This is a genomic window from Desulfogranum marinum (genome assembly GCF_963675105.2).
Classification (GTDB): Bacteria; Desulfobacterota; Desulfobulbia; order Desulfobulbales; family Desulfobulbaceae; genus Desulfogranum; species Desulfogranum marinum.
The window spans coordinates 840,010-859,013 of the sequence record NZ_CAXXRO010000002.1 but is presented as its reverse complement, the minus strand read 5'-3'; the positions used below and the strand labels follow the sequence as shown (position 1 = coordinate 859,013).

General features: G+C 45.4%; 17 protein-coding genes and 1 tRNA gene. 13 read left to right on the top strand and 5 right to left on the bottom strand.

Going from position 1 to position 19,004, the window contains the following annotated elements:
• Nucleotides 1-11: 11 nt before the first annotated feature.
• Together ACHZCY_RS04615 and ACHZCY_RS04610 are read right to left on the bottom strand one after the other, a co-directional pair.
• The gene (locus ACHZCY_RS04615) at nt 12-701 is read right to left on the bottom strand and encodes a YggS family pyridoxal phosphate-dependent enzyme (protein WP_205223615.1); all 690 of its coding nucleotides are present in this window, start codon (nt 699-701) and stop codon (nt 12-14) included.
• A 9-nt stretch (nt 702-710) separates the two neighbouring features.
• A complete protein-coding gene (locus ACHZCY_RS04610; RefSeq protein WP_319548011.1) occupies nt 711-1,526 on the bottom strand; it encodes a TatD family hydrolase in 816 nt (271 codons plus the stop codon).
• A gap of 457 nt (nt 1,527-1,983) precedes the next feature.
• Here ACHZCY_RS04610 and ACHZCY_RS04605 point away from each other — a divergent pair, with 457 nt between their 5' ends.
• From ACHZCY_RS04605 to yjgA, 3 genes are all read left to right on the top strand, one after another.
• The gene (locus ACHZCY_RS04605; RefSeq protein ID WP_205223613.1) at nt 1,984-2,481 is read left to right on the top strand and encodes a hypothetical protein; all 498 of its coding nucleotides are present in this window, start codon (nt 1,984-1,986) and stop codon (nt 2,479-2,481) included.
• A 55-nt stretch (nt 2,482-2,536) separates the two neighbouring features.
• A complete protein-coding gene (coaBC, locus tag ACHZCY_RS04600; protein WP_319548010.1) occupies nt 2,537-3,766 on the top strand; it encodes a bifunctional phosphopantothenoylcysteine decarboxylase/phosphopantothenate--cysteine ligase CoaBC in 1,230 nt (409 codons plus the stop codon).
• A 156-nt stretch (nt 3,767-3,922) separates the two neighbouring features.
• The gene (gene yjgA, locus ACHZCY_RS04595) at nt 3,923-4,456 is read left to right on the top strand and encodes a ribosome biogenesis factor YjgA (protein ID WP_319548009.1); all 534 of its coding nucleotides are present in this window, start codon (nt 3,923-3,925) and stop codon (nt 4,454-4,456) included.
• Between the two features lie 90 nt (nt 4,457-4,546).
• On the opposite strand, the gene ACHZCY_RS04590 is transcribed toward yjgA, so the two are convergent.
• On the bottom strand, nt 4,547-5,467 hold the full coding sequence (locus tag ACHZCY_RS04590; RefSeq protein ID WP_205223610.1) for an NAD(P)/FAD-dependent oxidoreductase: 921 nt from the start codon (nt 5,465-5,467) through the stop codon (nt 4,547-4,549).
• A gap of 387 nt (nt 5,468-5,854) precedes the next feature.
• On the opposite strand from ACHZCY_RS04590, the gene tolQ reads away from it, so the two are divergent.
• The 7 genes from tolQ (at nt 5,855) to ACHZCY_RS04555 (ending at nt 12,151) form a co-directional block, all read left to right on the top strand.
• A complete protein-coding gene (gene tolQ, locus ACHZCY_RS04585) occupies nt 5,855-6,547 on the top strand; it encodes a protein TolQ (RefSeq protein WP_205223609.1) in 693 nt (230 codons plus the stop codon).
• Between the two features lie 7 nt (nt 6,548-6,554).
• A complete protein-coding gene (gene tolR, locus ACHZCY_RS04580; RefSeq protein WP_319548008.1) occupies nt 6,555-6,974 on the top strand; it encodes a protein TolR in 420 nt (139 codons plus the stop codon).
• A 14-nt stretch (nt 6,975-6,988) separates the two neighbouring features.
• On the top strand, nt 6,989-7,984 hold the full coding sequence (gene tolA / locus ACHZCY_RS04575) for a cell envelope integrity protein TolA (protein ID WP_205223607.1): 996 nt from the start codon (nt 6,989-6,991) through the stop codon (nt 7,982-7,984).
• Nucleotides 7,985-8,184: 200 nt separating this feature from the next.
• A complete protein-coding gene (tolB, locus tag ACHZCY_RS04570; protein ID WP_319548007.1) occupies nt 8,185-9,480 on the top strand; it encodes a Tol-Pal system beta propeller repeat protein TolB in 1,296 nt (431 codons plus the stop codon).
• Nucleotides 9,481-9,753: 273 nt separating this feature from the next.
• Nucleotides 9,754-10,785: a tetratricopeptide repeat protein gene (locus ACHZCY_RS04565; RefSeq protein ID WP_205223605.1), complete on the top strand. Its 1,032-nt coding sequence runs from the start codon at nt 9,754-9,756 to the stop codon at nt 10,783-10,785.
• Between the two features lie 125 nt (nt 10,786-10,910).
• On the top strand, nt 10,911-11,660 hold the full coding sequence (locus ACHZCY_RS04560; protein ID WP_319548006.1) for a TlyA family RNA methyltransferase: 750 nt from the start codon (nt 10,911-10,913) through the stop codon (nt 11,658-11,660).
• 32 nt (nt 11,661-11,692) lie between these two features.
• Complete coding sequence (locus ACHZCY_RS04555; protein WP_205223604.1) at nt 11,693-12,151, top strand: SH3 domain-containing protein; 459 nt, start codon at nt 11,693-11,695, stop codon at nt 12,149-12,151.
• A gap of 316 nt (nt 12,152-12,467) precedes the next feature.
• Here ACHZCY_RS04555 and ACHZCY_RS04550 read toward each other — a convergent pair whose 3' ends face one another.
• A complete protein-coding gene (locus tag ACHZCY_RS04550) occupies nt 12,468-15,392 on the bottom strand; it encodes a DEAD/DEAH box helicase (RefSeq protein WP_319548005.1) in 2,925 nt (974 codons plus the stop codon).
• Between the two features lie 334 nt (nt 15,393-15,726).
• Between ACHZCY_RS04550 and ACHZCY_RS04545 the strand changes: the two genes are divergently transcribed.
• The 3 genes from ACHZCY_RS04545 to ACHZCY_RS04535 all read left to right on the top strand — a co-directional run bounded on the left by ACHZCY_RS04545 (nt 15,727) and on the right by ACHZCY_RS04535 (nt 18,392).
• Nucleotides 15,727-17,409, top strand: a complete 1,683-nt coding sequence (locus ACHZCY_RS04545; RefSeq protein ID WP_319548004.1) for a prephenate dehydratase domain-containing protein — start codon at nt 15,727-15,729, stop codon at nt 17,407-17,409.
• A 197-nt stretch (nt 17,410-17,606) separates the two neighbouring features.
• Complete coding sequence (locus ACHZCY_RS04540) at nt 17,607-18,257, top strand: zinc ribbon domain-containing protein (RefSeq protein WP_205223601.1); 651 nt, start codon at nt 17,607-17,609, stop codon at nt 18,255-18,257.
• A 58-nt stretch (nt 18,258-18,315) separates the two neighbouring features.
• A tRNA-His gene (locus ACHZCY_RS04535) sits at nt 18,316-18,392 on the top strand.
• A 256-nt stretch (nt 18,393-18,648) separates the two neighbouring features.
• Here ACHZCY_RS04535 and ACHZCY_RS04530 read toward each other — a convergent pair.
• Entirely contained in the window at nt 18,649-18,909 is a 261-nt protein-coding gene (locus ACHZCY_RS04530; protein WP_319548003.1) for a hypothetical protein, read from the bottom strand.
• Nucleotides 18,910-19,004: the final 95 nt, after the last annotated feature.

The following is a 19,004-nucleotide window of genomic DNA, read 5'->3' as shown; positions in this document are numbered from 1 at the left end:
AACTTCTCCTTTTAATAATCTCTAGCACCAAACAGTGCCGTTCCTATTCGTATGTGTGTCGCACCCTCTTCGATAGCAACATGAAAATCTGCCGACATACCCATTGAGAGGACAACGTTTTGATTGTCTGTAAATAATTGTTTACGGGCAAAATCCTCTGCAAGTTTCCTTGTCTCTCTGAAAAAGAGCCTGGTTTCTTCCGGGTTATTTGAAAATGGAGGAATGACCATCAGGCCACGTACCTGCAGTTTGGTTTCGCTGGAAATCCGGCGCAGTAAGGACTCCGTTTCTTCAGGCAAGACGCCTGCCTTTTGTGGTTCCCTTCCGATATTGATTTGCAAAAGGATAGCGATCGATTTGCTAAGGGCGTTGGCATGTTTGTCTATGAGTTTTGCGAGTTTCAGGCTATCAACAGTTTCAATGACGTCAAAAAGACTGACAGCCTGTTTGGCCTTATTGCTTTGCAGATGCCCGATAAAATGCCATGTTATAGACGATGGAAGTTCAGGGATTTTTTGGGCTGCTTCCTGGAGATAATTTTCGCCAAAAATTCTTTGCCCACAGTCAAAAGCCTGCTGTATTAACGCGCATTCTTTTTTCTTTGAAACCGCAACCAAATGGATTGAGTCCGCTGCCCGGTTGCAGCCTGCAGCACATTGGCTGATTTTTTGGCGTATAGTTTGGTAGTTATCCTGTATCATGTTTTTGTTTTAACCCGGCAACCGAAACAGATCGATTGCATTTTTTGTTGTCATGGCAGCAACGTCATGCAGTGACATCTGCTTCAGCTCGGCCACCATTTGCGCAGTATAGGCAATTTTAGCAGGAGTGTTTCTTTTACCCCGAAAAGGGACAGGAGCCAGGAAGGGACCATCAGTTTCAAGAATAAGGTGCTGGATATCTGTTTCCCGGACAACTTCCTGAAGGTCTTTGGCGTTCTTAAAAGTAACAATACCTGGTATGGAAATATAAAAACCAAGATCTATAACCTGACGAGCGAGAGAAACATCGCCTGAGAAACAGTGCATGACCCCTCGCTTGTGGAAAGGGCCCGTTGCTCTTAGAAGTTGGATGGTCTCGTCGTGTGCTTCCCGGTCATGGATAACGACCGGTAGGTCCAATTGTTTGGCGAGTTCCAGTTGTGTTGCAAACACTTTACGCTGAACTTCACGAGGAGCATAGTTCTTTGCATAGTCAAGGCCGATTTCACCATACCCTACCACCTTGGGGGCTTTGGATAAACGTGAGAGCTCATCAAGGATGGCCGGTGTTACATTGTTAGCCTCGTGGGGATGCACTCCTACAGTAGCGTAGATCTGCGGGTATCGGTCTGCAAGTTTCACCGCAGCCCTTGAACTTGCCAAGTCTATACCAATGGTAATTATGTTGCGTATTCCAGCGTCTGCAGCTTGTTCAAGAACATGATCGAGGTCGCTGTCGTATGCCTGCATGTCCAGGTGGCAGTGGGTGTCGATGAGTGTAGCATCAGGAAGAACGGGGGGAGGGCTGGGCGATGTAGTCTGCATATATGTGTAAGTAAATATTGGTGACGTTCTCTCTAGTAGGTTGTTTTCGTTTATTTTGTATAAATGAAAATAATGCGAAAAAGCCTTGCTTCGTATAACGGACTGGTGCGTCTCTGCAACAAAAAAAGACTTATATAGCATAGTGAATGTTTATTGACATTAAAACCTTATTTTTTTACAACCAAGTATTTGTTTGTAAAAAAGTTAGCCTGAACAATAGTTTTTTTTGAGCAGTGGAATACTGGGTACTTTCTCCACTTTCTCACTGTATCGAAACAGGCTGCAATACAGGGCGCCTTAGGAAATGTAATTTGTTGATCAGGGGTAGCTTATGTGTAGATGGTAACACCGGGATCTGTTGGGGATTTCGAATGTGAAAATTTTATCATAATGCTCAGCCAGACAACAATACAGTCTCTTAAGGTGACTTACACTCTCTGATCGGAGGATGATCTGCATGAAGAAGAATTTTGTTGTATATGCCATTATTTTGGCGGGGCTGGTAGCGGTGTTTTCTTTATCGGGTTGTGTCGGTAATAAGACAGCAGTTGCCTCTGCACCTGGCGAAAGTCCTGACTCCCTTCCACCTGTACCCGGCTTTGCCGGTGATATCCAGGATATTGTTCTTCCAACGGAACTTGAGTGGAATAGAAAAAATTCGATGGGCATTAAGACCGAGTCTTTTCGAGGTGGCGTTTATGTGTATGAGGGAAAGGTTGCTGTAATGTCCTTGAAAGACTACATGGTGCAATCCATGCAGGATAACAAGTGGAAGCAAGTAGGGGAAACGTCTTCAAAGGATATTATGCTTGCATTTGTCAAGCCCAATAAAACCTGTATGATGGTTATCAGCGAGGGAGGACCTCTCTCCAAAACAAAGTTAACTTTTTATGTGACCATTGATGAAACAGCAGCTACCTCTTTAAATCCCTTTGGTGAAGCTGTAACTCAATAGTAGCGTGTATGACCCCAAAGGGTTTTTTTGAATTTCAGTAAGGTATGAGCCTGTGATGAAGAATACACATGTGGACCTGACAAAACCTGGTCTGCAGGGGGTGCGGGTATTGCTTGGAGTTACCGGATCCATTGCCGCATATAAAGCTGCGGAATGGGTTCGTGCTTTAATCAAGGAGGAAGCCATTGTAACGGTTATGATGACCAGTGCCGGACAACGGTTTGTTTCACCGTTGACCTTTTCTGCTCTTTCCGGAAATCGGGTGTATCATGATATGTTTGAGGAGGATCAGGAAGGAGTAATGGCGCACATCAATCTGTCACGAGATAATGACGTGGTGCTCGTGGCTCCTGCTACAGCTCAAACCATGACGCGATTAAGCCGGGGCATGGCTAACGACTTGGTCTCCACTACAGTATTGGCAGCTCAAAAACCTGTTATAGTGTGTCCGGCAATGAATACCAACATGTTCACCCATCCCGCAACACAAGAAAATATCAAGAAATTGGAAGGCTACGGATACCATGTGGTCGCCCCGGACAGCGGTTCGTTAGCGTGTGGGGAAGTTGGCGATGGACGGCTTCCTGACTGGGATGTGGCCAGGGAGAAATTGCTGCAGGTACTGTGTCCTGATGATCTCACTGGACAAAATATCGTTATCACTGCCGGGCCTACCAGAGAGGCTATTGATCCCGCCCGCTATCTGACTAACAGGTCCAGTGGGAAGATGGGATATGCTCTTGCAAGAGCAGCCGTGCGTCGCGGCGCTAAGGTTACATTGATAAGTGGGCCCGTAACCTTATCTGAACCTCCAGGGGTGCAGGTAGTCAAGGTCCAGTCTGCCCAAGAGATGGAAGCAGAGGTACTTTCCCATGCTGCGGAAGCATCTGTCGTTATCAAGGCAGCTGCGGTTGCAGATTATCGCCCTCTTGTTGAACAGCACCATAAAATAAAGAAAAAAGCTGATACCTTCAATCTTGAACTCGTTAAAAATAATGACATCCTTGCCAGGCTTGGAAGGGAAAGAAATGGGCGGCAATTGTTGGTCGGTTTTGCAGCAGAAAGCAAAAATCATCAACAGGAAGGTTTGCGCAAACTCACTGAGAAAAATGTGGACCTGATAGTGGTCAATGATATTCTTGGTAAGAAAACCGGCTTTGATGTTGAGACGAACCAAGTCACCTTAATAGACCGTACCGATATCTGCCAACTTCCGCTTCTCTCCAAAGAGGGGACCGCCAATCAAATTCTTAATAAAGTGTTAGAACTCCTGTCGGCACGATAAATCCGTGCCGACGGTGAGCGTAATCCCTTTTCCCCCGTTTTTTATTTTACAGCGTATCGTCCCTTTTCTTTTTACTCTTTTGTGAACTGGGTGTTTATCAAGAATAGTATTAAGACGGTATGGGGGCTCATATAATTAATTGTTGGAGTAAAAAACGTGCACATAAGTCGCTCGGAACAGAAAAGACGTATCAAGGAAATTGAAACACTGGTGGTTGAACTGGCCAAATTGTCGTCCCAGGTTATTGAAAAATGTCCTTGTTCCCAGGAAGTGAAAGAACTGCTCAACGAGGCAAGTGAACTCAAAGGCGGAGCAAAAAAAAGACAGCTTAAATACATCACCAAGCTGTTGAAGGAGCAACCCCTTGAACAACTCTATAAGTATTTAGCTGATCGAAAAGGGAATGAACTTGTTAAAAATAAACAGTTCCATGAAATTGAGTATTGGCGGGACTCGTTGCTCAACGAAGCGCTGGAGGCTAAAAAGCAATGTGCAGCTGAATTTATGGAGTGGACTGAACAATGGGATTCCAGCGTTGCCGAGTCCATAGCGAAGGAACTTCCAGGGGCAGAAAAGAATACATTGCTCAGGCTTGCATATTTATTTGTTCAGACAAGAAATCCTCGGCACAGCAGGGAAATTTTTCGCTATCTGATGGCCATCAGAGAACAGCAGCGTTTTGGAAAATAAAACGGTTCGGTGAGAGTAGAAAGCCTGTCCCTCCACGACACATATTTGCAGTGCTGGCGCGTAGCATCTGTGTCGCAGAGGTTGAGATTATTACGCTTTTTCCAGTTTTCGTTTGAATGCACGGGCAAAAGTAGCAGCCTCCATCCCGGCGACGCATCCTTCTCCGACAGCTTTTGCCATCTGGTAGGGAGGGCCGACGATGTCTCCGGCGGCATAGATGCCGGTAATGTTAGTTTCCTGTTTGTTGTTTGTCGCGATATACTTGAAGGATTCCATGTCTAGTTGAACGTCGACTTGAGTGGCAAGCTCAAGGGCGCCTTTGGAGCCCAGTTCAATGAAAACACCTTCGGTTTCAATAGTTTCTCCATTATCAAGCAATACGGAACCGACAGCATTTTCTCCTTGAATTTCCTGGATACTATTTGTGATAAATTCTACTTCACTGGCGCGTAATTTGTGTTCGAGTTCCTGAGAGACTTCAAGTTTGTTGGCAATAAGGTAGACTTTAGAGGCGTAATCAAGCAAGGTGAGAGCGCCATCTACAGCCGCGCTTCTGTCTCCTGTTACAGCTACTGTAGCTCCTCGGTAGAAATTGGCGTCGCAATCCACACAATAGCTAACTCCACGACCTGAAAAATCCTTTTCGCCGGGAACGTTCAGTTTCTTTTTCGCAACACCCATAGCAAAGATAAGCGCCCTTGTGGAGACTGATTTTCCTGTTTCCAGGGTTAAGTCAAAGCCATCTTTCTGGGCGGAAATTTTCAGCACGTCTTCGTGTGAAATCTCGGTGCCGAATGATTTCGCCTGCTCTAAACCTGTCCGGAGGATGTCGCAGCCATCAGACACGCCTGGAATAAAGGCATAGTTTTCAATGTGCGCCCCATAGAGAGCTGAATTTTCGATTCTACCGAGCATGAGAACACGCGTTTTTTTTCTCGATGCATGTATTGCTGCCTGTATACCAGCGGGACCGGCACCAATTATCACCACATCGTAAACGGATTCAGGCATATTTGTCTCCTCTTCTATACGAAAAAAAATTACCCCTGTATGTTTACACAATTAGGGGATGATATTTATCCACGAATATTTCATAAATATTTCTACACCATCCTTAGATCTAGGTCGACAGAATTATTGTTTTCATTTATAATTTCAGGCTCTAGTTTTTATTTATAATTATGGTGTGCTTTAACTCTGCCGGTATCTCTTCTGCAAGCTGTTGACAGCCCGCCGCGCGGCCCTGATGAGCTGGTTCGGTTGCAAACCCTGAAAGTGTAGCGGCCTTTTGCTTCTTTGGGCTTAGCCTTTGCATGGATAAAATCGAAGCAAAAGATACAAATCAAGCGCTGCCCGCAATTATTCGACATTAAATTCAACTTCAACGTTAGGTAAACTGTGACATTATCAATAATTGAAATGCTGCTTAATGCAGGGCTCATGGTTAAACTCGTCATGATGACTCTGTTTATTTTTTCTGTAGTATCCTGGTCGATTATCATCGTCAAGCACCTCATGTTTAAGAAATCCGAGAACGCTTCTGCTGATTTCCTTGAAGATTTCTGGAACAGTAAAACGCTTAATGAAGCCTACAACTCTGCTCAAAACTATTCACAGAGTCCAGAGGCCTCGGTTTTTATAACCGGTTATACAGAACTGAAAAAAATCAGCGCAGCCAGGAATGGTGGTGAAGGTGCCGTGACCCTGGAGATGCAGTTGGCCACCATGGAAAATTTAAAACGGTCCGTAAGAAAAGCCCAGGTGATGGAAAGTGATAGAATGTCACGCTCTCTTTCTTTTCTGGCCACCACCGGATCTGCCACGCCTTTTATCGGCTTGTTTGGCACGGTCTGGGGGATCATGACCTCATTTAAAGATATAGGTGAACGCGGATCTGCATCCTTGGCTGTTGTCGCCCCCGGCATATCAGAGGCTTTGGTGGCGACTGCTGCCGGCTTGGCTGTAGCTATCCCAGCTGTTATTTTTTTCAATTATTATTCCAACAAACTTGCTGATTCGGAATCCGATATTGATAATTTCAGTTCAGATTTTTTGAATCTCATCGAACGAGATATTCTTTCTCGCGCATAAGGATACAATGGGGCCTTCAGGATTAAGAAATAAAAAAGGTTTGGTCGCTGAAATTAATGTGACGCCCCTGGTAGATGTCATGCTGGTATTACTCATCATTTTTATGGTGACCGCGCCGATGATGACACAGGGGTTGGAGGTGGATCTTCCCGCAACAACGGCCAAAGCGTTGAGGCAGCAGGAAAAGCCGATTGTAGTCACGATCAATGAACAGGGAAAAGTTGTATTAAATAAGGTCGAAGTGAACGCCTCTTTATTGATACAGCAGTTGTCCGCCTTGCCTGACGATCAAAAGGAACAGCCTGTGTATTTACGAGCTGATAAAAATGTTCCTTACGGAGTAGTTGTGGCCACCATGGCAGATATTCGATCAGCCGGTTTTAAAAAACTAGGTATGATCACCGTGCCTGCAGACAAGAAGAAGTAGAGTCTTTTGATTAGATGGCTGTACATTTAACAGAATCCGATTTTTATATTCAGCAAAAAAATGCTGATAACAAGTGGCGTATAGCGGCACCTGTTGCGGTTGGGCTGCATGTCATTCTTCTGGTGTGGTCTTTTTTGCTGCCGGATATGTTTGATCAGAAACCGCTTTTGGATGAGTTCGTCACGGTTGATCTGGTCTCGATGCCTGAACCGCAAGCTCTGCCTGAAATAGCGACACCACCACCAAGCAAACAACCGGAAGTTGAGCAGCCACCTCAACCACCACCAGAAGAGGCGGCACAGCCTGATCCCGATGAGGTGGAAATTCCCCTTGAGTCTGAAGTTGTTCCTGATCCTGTTGTAGAGGCTAAGCCGATATCAGTAAAACCTTTAAAGCGAAAAATAAAAAAGGCCGTTGATACGCGACTTGCTGAAGAAAAGGAACGTGAAAAAAGGGCACTTGCATTGCGCGAAAAAGAGCATCAGCGAAAGCGAAATGAGCAGTTGGAGAGAGAACAAAAGCAAAAGGCTGCTGCTGCCCGAAAAGCGGCTGCGGTTGCACGAGCTGAACAAGCAAGAAAAGAAGCTGATCTCGCCGCCAAAGATGCGAGAAGAGCCCTGGCGGAGATGTATCGTCGCCAAGGCGCATTGGAAACAAAAAATACAACTGCTGCTGCAAGCGGTTCTGGAAACTCTGCTAGGCGTCAGGTGCAGTCAATTGTTGCCCAGCAATACTATGCTGCCCTCTATTCGCATATACAAGGATACTGGGTGTTGCCCGATATGCGCAAGTGGGATCGCAACCTTGAGGCGACAGTTGTCCTGGTGATTAATAACAACGGACAGGTACTGAAAACAACTGTCGAAAAGCAATCACGAGACCCCTTTTTCAACCAGGTCGTGGTAAAAACACTGCATAGTGCTGCTCCAATGCCGACTTTTCCAAAGCTCATGAAGGAAAGAACCATTGAGGTGGGGTTACGTTTTCGGCCTGGTAAACTGGAAATGTGATGAAAACAAAACGCAACTGTGCAGCCGCATCCACGGTGGCTGGGTTCACCTCTGCATACGATAAGGCCGGAAGGCATAGCTTGCGGTAGTATAGTTATCCAGCCCGCTTGATTGTCGGAGCACAACTGAACAGTTACAGGTCGAAGTTAAGGCGAGCTTTTTTTCGCTGAACAGTTCCAATAAAACATACAACAAAAACTATGATTTTTTTCAAACGCAACTTTTTGGTCATTGTAGCTCTTATATTTACGTGCGGTTTTTTGCCGGACAATGCCTCTGCTGAACGGGTATATCTTGACATCACCGCAGCTGATGTTCGTAAAGTGGTTGTAGCTGTGCCTGCCTTTACCTTCACCGGATCGCCGGCCGGTAGTCAAAAGGGCAAAGAGATGGCGCAACTGCTCGGTCGTGCACTGGAAATTCATGGTTTTATTGATTTAGTCGATACCAGCCGTTATGCTGGTGTGCAAAATGTCGATTGGCGTGCCTTGGGTGTTGATTATGCTGTTATGGGAAAGTTCACCCAGAGCGCTCAAGAGATGGTTATTGAAGGGCGGCTGCTTGATGTTGCTGAAAACAGACTTCTGGCAGGAAGGCGCTACCGAGGAGCCGCCAGCCAGCAGGATGACATGGTTTTACGACTTGCCGATGGTTTGATAGAGGAATTCACCGGTGAACCGGGGATCAGCAGAACTTCCATCGCCTATGTGTCTGATGTGTCAGGTCGAAAGGAAATATATATCTCGGATATTTTAGGTCGAAATCAAAGACAGATCACTAAACACAAGCATTTAGCTGTTTCTCCAAGATTTACCCCTGATGGCAATTATCTCGCTTATACCACCTATCACCGTGGTAATCAGGACCTTTACATTACCGATCTCAGGCAAAACAAGGTGACCAGGTCACTTTCTCGCAGAAGCGGGATGAACTTAGCACCTGCTTTTTCTCCGGATGGCAAGAATATGGTCGTCACCTTGAGTAAAGATGGTGGACCTGACTTGTACCTTTTAGATAGAAAAGGGGAAATACTCAAACGCATCACATCAAGGTCTGGAATTAATGTCTCTGCCTCCTATTCTCCTGATGGTAACAACATTGTGTTTGTTTCCGATCGCAGTGGGAAGCCTCAAGTGTATACAATGGATTTAAGGAGTGGAAATGTGAAGCGTTTGACCTTTAAATCCGCCGGCTCGCAGAACAGCGAACCTAATTGGTCACCCAAAGGAGACTTGATTGCTTTTTCAGGATTGGTTGACGGGCATAATCAGCTTTTTATTATGGATCCACAGGGAAACAATGTGAAACGGTTGACCACAAGTTGGGGTGATTACGAGTCGCCTTCATGGTCGCCGGATGGAAAATTGTTGACTTTTGCCCGGAGAAGAAACGGTAAATCAGAGATCTGTATTATAGGTAAAAATGGAAAAGGATTGCGTGTGCTTTTTCCTTTTAAGGGCAATAAGTCGTACCCGCAATGGTCCCCTTCTTTATAACACTTTCCATGGTCGTCACTCCAATCAAAGGTGAGTTGTCCTTTTTTGCCGGGGTACTTGAGAAGGTCTTTTCTAAGAGAACAGGGCGCTGCTGCGCAATAAAGATTTTTAAAGTAACATGAGTATAGAAATGTAATTTAAAAAATCCATTTTTCCGCCCCTTTTCGGTGAGGCTTTGCATGGTTGTTATCGCAAAGGGCTGACCGTCTTTTGGGCGGAATTTGAGGTTTCCTTAAATCGGTTTATTATAGAGTGAAAGAAAAGGGAGCGTACATGAAAACTATTCGTAATATTACTGTGGCCGGCTGTTCATTGTTACTGCTAACCCAATGTGCAACACAAGATGAGGTTCGAGTTCTGAATAATCAACTCCGGGCCGTTAATCAAAAAGTGGATGAGGTTAAGTCCACTACAGTCAATCAAATGCAAAAGCGGCAGGCCAGCTCCGTGAATAAAATAGGTCAAGTAGAAAGCGAAACTATGCGCCTGCAGTCCATGATTGAAGAGAGTGCCCACCAGGCAAGTCTCTACCGGGAGCAGGGCAAAGAGGATATTGCTAACCTGCAGGCTGCAATAGAGGCAATGCGTGAAGAGAATAAAACCAAGCTGCTTGAAACAGATCAAAAAATTTCTGTTCTAGAGCAACAGGTCGCTCTGTTAAGAGGAAATATTGAGCAAGCCCAGCAACAAAGGGTTCGAGAGGCGGAAAAACGTGCCCGCGCAGCTGCTATAAAAGCTGAAGAGGCGCGTCGTCAGAGCTATGTTGCTGCAACCAGCGGCTCGCAACTGGCAAGAGTCACTCCAGATAAAAAGAAAGTAAAGATTGGCAGCGCCCCTGTTGTCAATGGTGAGGAAACTCCTGCTCAGGCTTCCGTGGCGACTGCCCCAAAAGTAGAAGAAGTACAGCCACAGGTTAAAACGGTTGTTACTCCTGATTTGACATCAGAGCCATTTAACCAGGCGATGCAGCAGTATCAGGCAAAAAAATATCAGGATGCCTATCGGGGATTTGAGCAGGTATTAGCCGGTAATCCACAAGGGAAACGCGCTGCCGAAACGCTTTTTTACATGGGAGAATGCCTTTTTTATCAAGGTGAGTATGATCTGGCAATCCTTGATTATCAAAAAGTGATTTCTAATCACTCTAGAAACAGCCTTACCCCCCAGGCCCTGCTGAAACAAGGGATGTCATTTGAAAAACTCACTGACCATGAAACAGCTAAAATTATCTATAAAAAGCTTATCAATGATTATGCGGGCAGTAGTGAGGCCGGCCAGGCAAAGAGTCGACTGGCAAATCTTTAAGCTGAGAGGATGACTCAAACCGAATCATTACAAGGCATTGTGCCGTCAACAGTTTCAAATATCAGGCTGCATGCACTCAATCGGTTGGACAAGAACGACCTTTTTTATTTCTGGATTGACTAACAGTGGGCAAGAAAAAACGACTCGACATAATGTTGGTTGAAAGGCAGCTTGCCAAAAGCCTTGATGAAGCCCGGCGGTTAATCTGTTCGGGTGTGATTCGGGTAAACGGAATGCTTCGTGAGAAAGCGGAAAGTCAACACGAAGAGCACGTCAAGATCAGCCTTCATAAAACAAAACGTTTTGTGAGTAGGGGCGGCGAAAAACTTGCACCAGCGCTTGAGCATTTTGCCATTGATCCGGCAGGGAAAATCTGTCTTGATATAGGTAGTTCTACAGGAGGTTTTACTGATTGCCTGCTCCAGAATAATGCGAAACGCGCTTATTGCGTGGATGTCGGCTATGGTATATTGGACTGGAAAATTCGCCAGGATAAAAGAGTGGTTGTGTTGGAGCGAACCAATGCCCGTTTCCTCACCAAAAAGGAAATACCGGAATCTGTAGATTTTTGCGTTATTGATGCTTCCTTCATTTCGCTGAATCTCCTACTGGAACCACTTGTTCAGTTTTTTGATACCACTGTTATGATTTTGGCATTAATTAAACCACAGTTCCAGTTACCGCAAAAAAAAATTACAGCAGGTGGGGTTATCACTGATCAGGACTTGCACGCTGAAGCTATTGAAATGGTAGAGACCCATGCTGCAACGCTTGGCTTATATTCCCAAGGAATTATTGCCTCACCCATACGCGGGGCAAAAGGTAATCAGGAGTTTTTTATACTGCTTACCGGACAATCAAGTGATCTTCACTGAAGAATAGGGTTAAGATAAATAAGGAGATAACGATGAAAAGAAATATCGTCAAAAATGTATTCATATCAACTGTTACAGCTGCCACTCTAGTGGGAGCGACCGTTTTGAGTTCATCGGCAGCAGAATATGTAACTGTTACAAAAGACGGCGTAAACCTACGTTCCGGCCCAGGCACCAATTATGAGGCTATTTATCAGTTACCTATGCATTATCCTTTACGAGTTTTATCAAAAAAAGGACAGTGGGTCAAAATTGAGGATTATGAGGGCGACAAGGGGTGGATTTATGATACCTTAGTTTCGGCATCTCCTTATGTGATTGTAAAGGTCGAGGAAGGGAATGTTCGCAGTGGTCCTGGAACCAACAATGCAAAGGTAGGGACCGTGTCCAAAGACGTTATTTTAAAAAAGGGTGATAATCAGGGGGACTGGATACAGGTCAGTCACCCAGAGATCAACGGCTGGGTCCACCGCTCCCTGGTATGGCCGTAAGTTTTTTTTTCTAAAAACGAGAAGTTACTGTAGTCGCTCACCACAATTTTTAATCTACCGCTGTTTAGCCTGATCTGATACTCGGGCTAGCCCGAATTTCTCATGAGTTTTTTGGTTTTCGACTTAAGTTTTGATATTTATAGAAAATACGGTAGCGCTAAAAAAACAGACTGTTTTTTCGTCGATAATCAAAAAACTCACCCTCCGGGTCAGCGGATTTTTCCGCAGACTCTTTGTTGCAGGCCATTTGCGGTAGCTTACTATCGGAGTCTACGCTTACCTGCTGCGTGTCCTGCGCCTCGACCTGTGAAAAACTTCACTGATGAGAAATCCTGGCTAACGCGGCTTGAAAATTAACCGGCAGTCGCACCTTTTTCTTCGCTTTGTTTCGGAAAAGAAGGTGTTGCTGCCGGATTCCAAAGAGAAAAAGTTCTTTTGTCAATTGTACATCCTCTCGGCAATAGGCTGTCAGCTTTTCCATTTCTCCCTGTTTAAACCATTCAAGAGCCTGCAGGCCATGTCCTTGCTTGCTTTTGCCCAGTGTCTGTTCGGCGAGGTGATCCAGACTGAGCCGGTAGCCAAGTTGATTGTAAATTACTTCCAGGATGTCAAAGGACGGCAGGGAGGAAAGATTTTTTCGGGTATAGGCTGAGAGCACTTTGTTGTCAAACCGTTTGTTATTAAAGCCGACAACGAGGTCAAATGAGAAAAGAGATATGATCAGTTGTTCTATCTGTTTCTCTTCATACACAAGAAATTTTTGTTGCCTGTTGTCATATACTACGGCAACGCTGACCCCCATATTTTGTGCTCTATGCCAGCCGCCTACCTCCTGGGCTGACCTTTTTGTTTCTATATCGAAAACACAATAATTTTCGGGCAGGATGACCTGCTCGGTGTGATTCGTTGTTTTTTTGAGAGCCGGTAAAGGGGGATGCTCTACCATTGTTGAGTTAGAAGCAGGCGGCGGTTTCAGCAATGCCTCCATGATATAAACGCATGCATTTTTGTCTATTGGGCGGTTACCTGAACCGCATTTAGAAGAATGGACACAGCTCGGGCAACCTGCGTCACAGCTGCAGGAGCGTACGGCGTTCAGAGTACTTTCAACCAGGCTGTGTATATGAGAAAATGCCTCACGTGCCAGTCCCACGCCACCGGCATGGCCGTCGTAGACAAAAACAGCGGCTCCTTCTATTTGGTCATGCCAAGGATGAGAAATGCCGCCAATGTCATTGCGGTCACAAAGTACCAAAAGCGGCATCAGTCCAATAAGAGCATGCTCCATGGCGTGTATGCCGCCCATAAAATGAAGTTGGTGGTGTTCGCAGGCATTTTTGATGTAAGGGGGAAGCAGGAGCCAGTAGCCTTCTGTTTCAAAGGTCTGCGGGGGAAGATCAAGCGGACGACGACCGATGATCTTCATGCTGCCGGAGAGAATTTTCAAGTATCCCGTGATATGCTCGGTCACCCGTAGCCGCCCAAAAACAACGACCACACCTTTGAGTTGAGTTCGTGAGAATTCCTCGAGTATCTCGGTGGTTTTGGTTGATTGGACACGGGTAAAATAATTGGGGGATATTGGGCTGACATAGACTGCCTTTTCTTCCATATCAAGGCCGTCGACGTAATAGCTTTGTGCCATATGCAGATAGATTGCTCCCTTATGACATTCTGTGATAACGCGACGCCCGTCAATTTCACCTATAATTTTATTGTTTGCTGAAAGGTAAATCATAAAGGGGTGGCCGCTCCCCCTGATACTGACATGACGTTGCGGGTACTTTCGAGCGGCAAACCAAGAGTTGCCATTTGCAGACTGCAGCAACTCTCCGGCAGTGGTTAGTTCATGCAACTGTTGATCGAGTTTATAGGCCTGGAGCAGTGGCTCCTCTCTGTGGAGAGGTATTTCCGCAGCTGCGCATACCAGGTGCCGGCCGGCAATAAAGGTATTGAGCGGGTTGATGGTGACAGATTCAACCGGGCGGGCGAAAAAATCTTCAGGGTTGCGCATAAAGTACTGATCAAGGGCATCTTCATGACCTATAAGGATGACCAATGATTCGCGATTATTTCTCCCGACCCTTCCAGCCCGTTGCCTGGCTGCCATTATAGATCCGGGATAACCAACCATTATACATATGTCCAGGGCACCGATATCTATGCCCAGCTCAAGTGCTGAAGTGGTGATAACGGCAAGCAGTTCCCCTGTCACAAGCTTTTTTTCTATATGGCGTCGATCTTCAGGGAGAAAGCCGGCCCGATAAGAAGCTATGTTGTGTTGATACTCTTTGAGTCGCTTGCCGGACCACATGGTGATCAGCTCTGTCATCTTTCTTGATTGCGTATAGATGATGGTCCGCAGTTTTCTGTGCACAGCAGCGTCGAGTAGCAGGGTTGCCGCGCCTGCTGCTGAGTCTATCGGGTTAAGCAGCAGGGTATGTTTGGCTGCTTTACCGGCTCCTGAGGCGGTAATTGAAACAAACCGATGTCCGGTCAGGTTTTGTGCCAGGTCTTCAGGGTTGCCAACCGTAGCAGACGTGAGGATGTAGGTCGGTTGGGTACCGTAAACTTCGCACATCCTATTCAAGCGGCGCAGTACCCAGGCGATATGCGAGCCGAAAACACCTCGATACGTATGTACTTCATCAATGATAATATACTTGAGATGTGAGAAAAAATGCGCCCACTTGTCGCTGTAAGGTAACAGGGAGAGATGGAGCATGTCAGGGTTGGTTATAAGCACTGCCGGTAGTTGTTCACGTATCTTTTTTCGTTTATAGCCGGAGGTGTCACCGTCATATATTGCAGCCGTATCGGTTTCCGGCAGAACCTCCTCTGGAAGGTTATGGACGAGGGTTTGAAGGGCTTTTAACTGGTCCTGAGCCAGCGCTTTTAAGGGAAATAAATAAAGGGCTTTTGTCTGGGGCTCGGTAAGTAGGCTTTGTATTACAGGTAGATTATATATCAGGCTTTTCCCCGAGGCCGTAGCTGTAGAAATAATAACATGTCGTCCTGCTGCAACATATTCTATGGCTGCTGCCTGGTGGGAGTAGAGGGCCTTTATCCCAATATTGTGTAACAGGCTCCGTATCGGGTCGGACAGCAGTTTAGACGAAGCATGTTCAGCTATTTGGGGAGCATCGGTGTGGTGAGCAACAACTTGCCGGCCGAATTTTTCAGATTGTTTAAGTGCGGTAACATACTCTGCAACGCCTGTTTTCTCTCCTTCTGTCCCCATTGATAACTATTAGTGTTTGTTATTTTAAAAATATCTTATACTATTGCTTGGCCCTTTTCCACCATGGTCGGGAAGGGCGTCACTCAATCGACTTGAGTGGCTTGAGCGTATAAAAAATGTTTTGGTAACTATTCGCAAAGATCTACAAACTCTCAATCTATCCCGAACTGTAGCTATTCATCTGTGTTTCAAATATTCATAAGCATACCGATTAGCTCTACATCGCTATGCTGGGGCGGATTGTGGAGAATAGGGTGCTGCTCAATAGTTACGTGTTTTTTTGCTGTTTTCCGGCTGCTGCAGTACTGTATACACAAATTCCATAGGTATAGAAATGTTAACCATTGCCACAATTGGACCTCAAGGATCTTTAGCGTGGAAAGCTGCACAAAAATATGCAGATGATGCAGTTTTGCGTACCCATTCGAGTTCGAAAAAAGTGATTTCCTCTTTTGTTAATCACGATGTGGATTGCGCAATCCTGCCTGTCTATAATACCCGCGAAGGGGAGAATAAACAGTATTTTCGTATTTTTGACCACCTGAAAGCAGGGTATTGGGTGGACAATGTTATTGTCTACTCCGACCTTTCACTGGGGATGCATCAGCCGGATGCTGATTTACATTCCATACATTTACTGGTTGGAAGGCGAGAAGTCCTGGGCCAGTGTGCCGAGTTTATTGATCAGCATTTACCAGACGTTGACCAGATGGTGGTCAGCGATGTCGAACAGGTAATGGCTGACATCAGCAGCGGGCAACGATCAGGAGTCGGATTCATTGCTCCTGTGGAAATGCTTAGTGAGCACGGATTTCATATACTTGAGCGGGAGGTCGCTCCCCATAACCGTACCAGATTTGCTGTGTTTGCGCATGATTTACCCAAGCCGACCGGGTATGATGCCACCACCTTTGTCACTGTACCTTTAGATGATCGCGTAGGGTTACTGGTAGATATCCTCCAGGAATTCTCTCAGCGGGGTATTAATATTCTCGATATGCGCTCAGAGAATGATATAAAAACCCAAAAGCTGCAGATCTACATAGAAGCAGAAGGTCATATCAGCACCGAGATGATGAGCAGTGCACTGCAGCATATCGAGAACAAGGTTATTCAGCAGCCGGGCGCTATTCAAGTGCTTGGCAGTTTCCCTCGGATCGATATGCGAACCAAGCACATAAAATCGTTTGGCTTTATCGGCACCGGAGCGATGAGCAAGTGGTTTGCAGATCGCTTGGAGAGTGAAGGGTACAAAGTGTTCATGAGTGGTCGCTCCACCTCGTTGCGACCGGAAGAGATGATCCGTTATGTGGACGTTGTCATCATCTGTGTTCCGATATCGGTTACCACCGAAACCATTGCTAAATATGGGCCGATGATTGCCGGAAACAAAGCGCTTATTTTACTTGCAGGCGAATCGGAAAAAACAGTTAACACGGCACTTGAAACTACCTCGGAAACGGTAGAAGTTATGTTGGTGCATAATTTGTGGGGGCCTCAGGCAGCCACAATGAAAGATAAAAATGCAGTGGTGGTCAGAACGCCGCGGAGCGGTTTGTATTGCAGTGAGTTTGAAGCATTTATGTATAAACATGGTGCTGATATTTATCACGACAGCTCTACCCAGCATGATTTATTGATGGGGGTCGGTCAGAAGTTGCCCACTGCTATTTCGGTTGCTCTGGCCATGACACTGCAGGAAAATGAAATCACCAGTGAAGATATTGCCAGTCATAGTACCCTGACATCCCTGTACCCTATTTTAGCTATGGCCAGGGTGCATTCACAGAATCCGAGGACCTATGCGGAAATAATGTCCACCTCTGGTGCCGGCAATAAAATTGTGATCGATTTTTTAAAAAATCTGCAGACAATAATGGAACTCGCAGATGCGGCTTCCATAGGTCCTTTAAGCGAACTGATTAATAAGAATGCTCAACATCTGAGTGACTCGTTCCTTCGTGCAAGAATGGAGCAGGCTAAAGCCGTGGATACGGTATTGGGGAAAATGATTTAATAAGGTGTGTTGACCATTAAGGTACCAGTGGTTATTTTTCACCTTTGCGTTCGCCTTTATGGGCGGAAATTGTCAAATATGTCAAACAGCACCTGTTATAGAGGGTTATCAGATGACGCAGAGAAAACTGAATAACCTTAGATGGTAGGATAAGAAGAATATGTTCAATTTTCTCTAAAAAAGGAGCTTTTGCCTTTATGTTGTCCCGTGCATTGAAGTATCTCGAAGAAAAACATACCTGTCCCCACTGTAAACAAGAGTTGTCGCTTTGTCATGCGCCACCAATGCATGTCGGTGATGGGCTTGGCTGGGGATCTGAATTTCTTTTTGTCTGTCTCAATGATGAATGCCCTCTTTTTGTTAAAGGATGGAAGTACATCGAAGACCAATACGGTCATGTCGGCTCTTATCGACATATGGAAATCCCGGATTCCAATGAAAACTATAATATGATGGTTGCCGGTCATGATGCTTTTAAAGGCAGTCTGGTTGATGTTGAGAGCATGAAAAAGCAGAATGATCGTTTTCAAAAAGAAAAAAAAGCTGTTGCAGCTCTGGACACCTGTGTTGAAAAGGGTGATCTGGAATCTGTACTGTTCTTGATCCTCGATGAACATGCCAAACTGTCGGACAGAAAGCGAGCTGTTACGTACCTGGTTCCCCTAAATGATGTTTCCTGTATAGAACCTCTTCGCAATTTTAGTTATAGGGATACAGATCTTGAGCAGGCAGTGAATATGGCGCTCAATAAATTACTGGCGCAGAATTTTTTGAAAGAGTGCCCATTCTGTAGCGAGTTGATTAAAAGTCGGGCTAAAGTGTGTAAACACTGCCAGAAAGATTTATAAATTGAACTTTCTGCTTGCCAAAAGATCTGCTTGAGGGTATATAAGCCCACGTTCAGTGGTGAGCGTAGCTCAGCTGGTGGTAGCACCGGGTTGTGGCCTCGGAGGTCGTGGGTTCAAGTCCCATCGCTCACCCCACAAATTGAAAAGGCATTTCAAGTATCGCACTTGAAGTGCCTTTTTTTTTTCTCTGGAAAACTCTCGTCCTTTTCATGCGTTAGCGCCCACCCAGGCAGGTTCTTTTCTCCGCAAAATATTGATGTTTAAGCAGGGTAAACCTGCGCTCTCTTTGGTCATCGCTCTTAACCCTGATTGTATGATTCCTCATGAATATTTTTTCATGAAACAAGAAAATGTTTATGAGGAATCCGGGCCGTTAACCGAAAGTTACTTTTCAAAGAGAGACCGGGGTTGCGGTTGTATAGTATCCATTACGCTGTTTTTGATGGATGGTTGATGGGCTTTTAGTGTATTTATAAAAAAGAGGGATAAAATCGTCAGCGACCCCTATTGCTTTACAAAAATCTGCTGCATTGATTGCTTGCAGTTGCGGGGCAAGTATCCTACAGGCTGTTTGGAAGAGAATTTTCGTTTTTTCTCTATCAGAGTGCCGTATCAGTTCTTTAAAGTAGGGTGCACAAACAAAAATGACCATAATTCACCTCAAAATTTTTTTCTATTACTGATGCACTTTTCATTCCAGATTGTTTTTTTAGCTCTAGTGCGTTGGAATTGTAGAGTTTGTTCAAT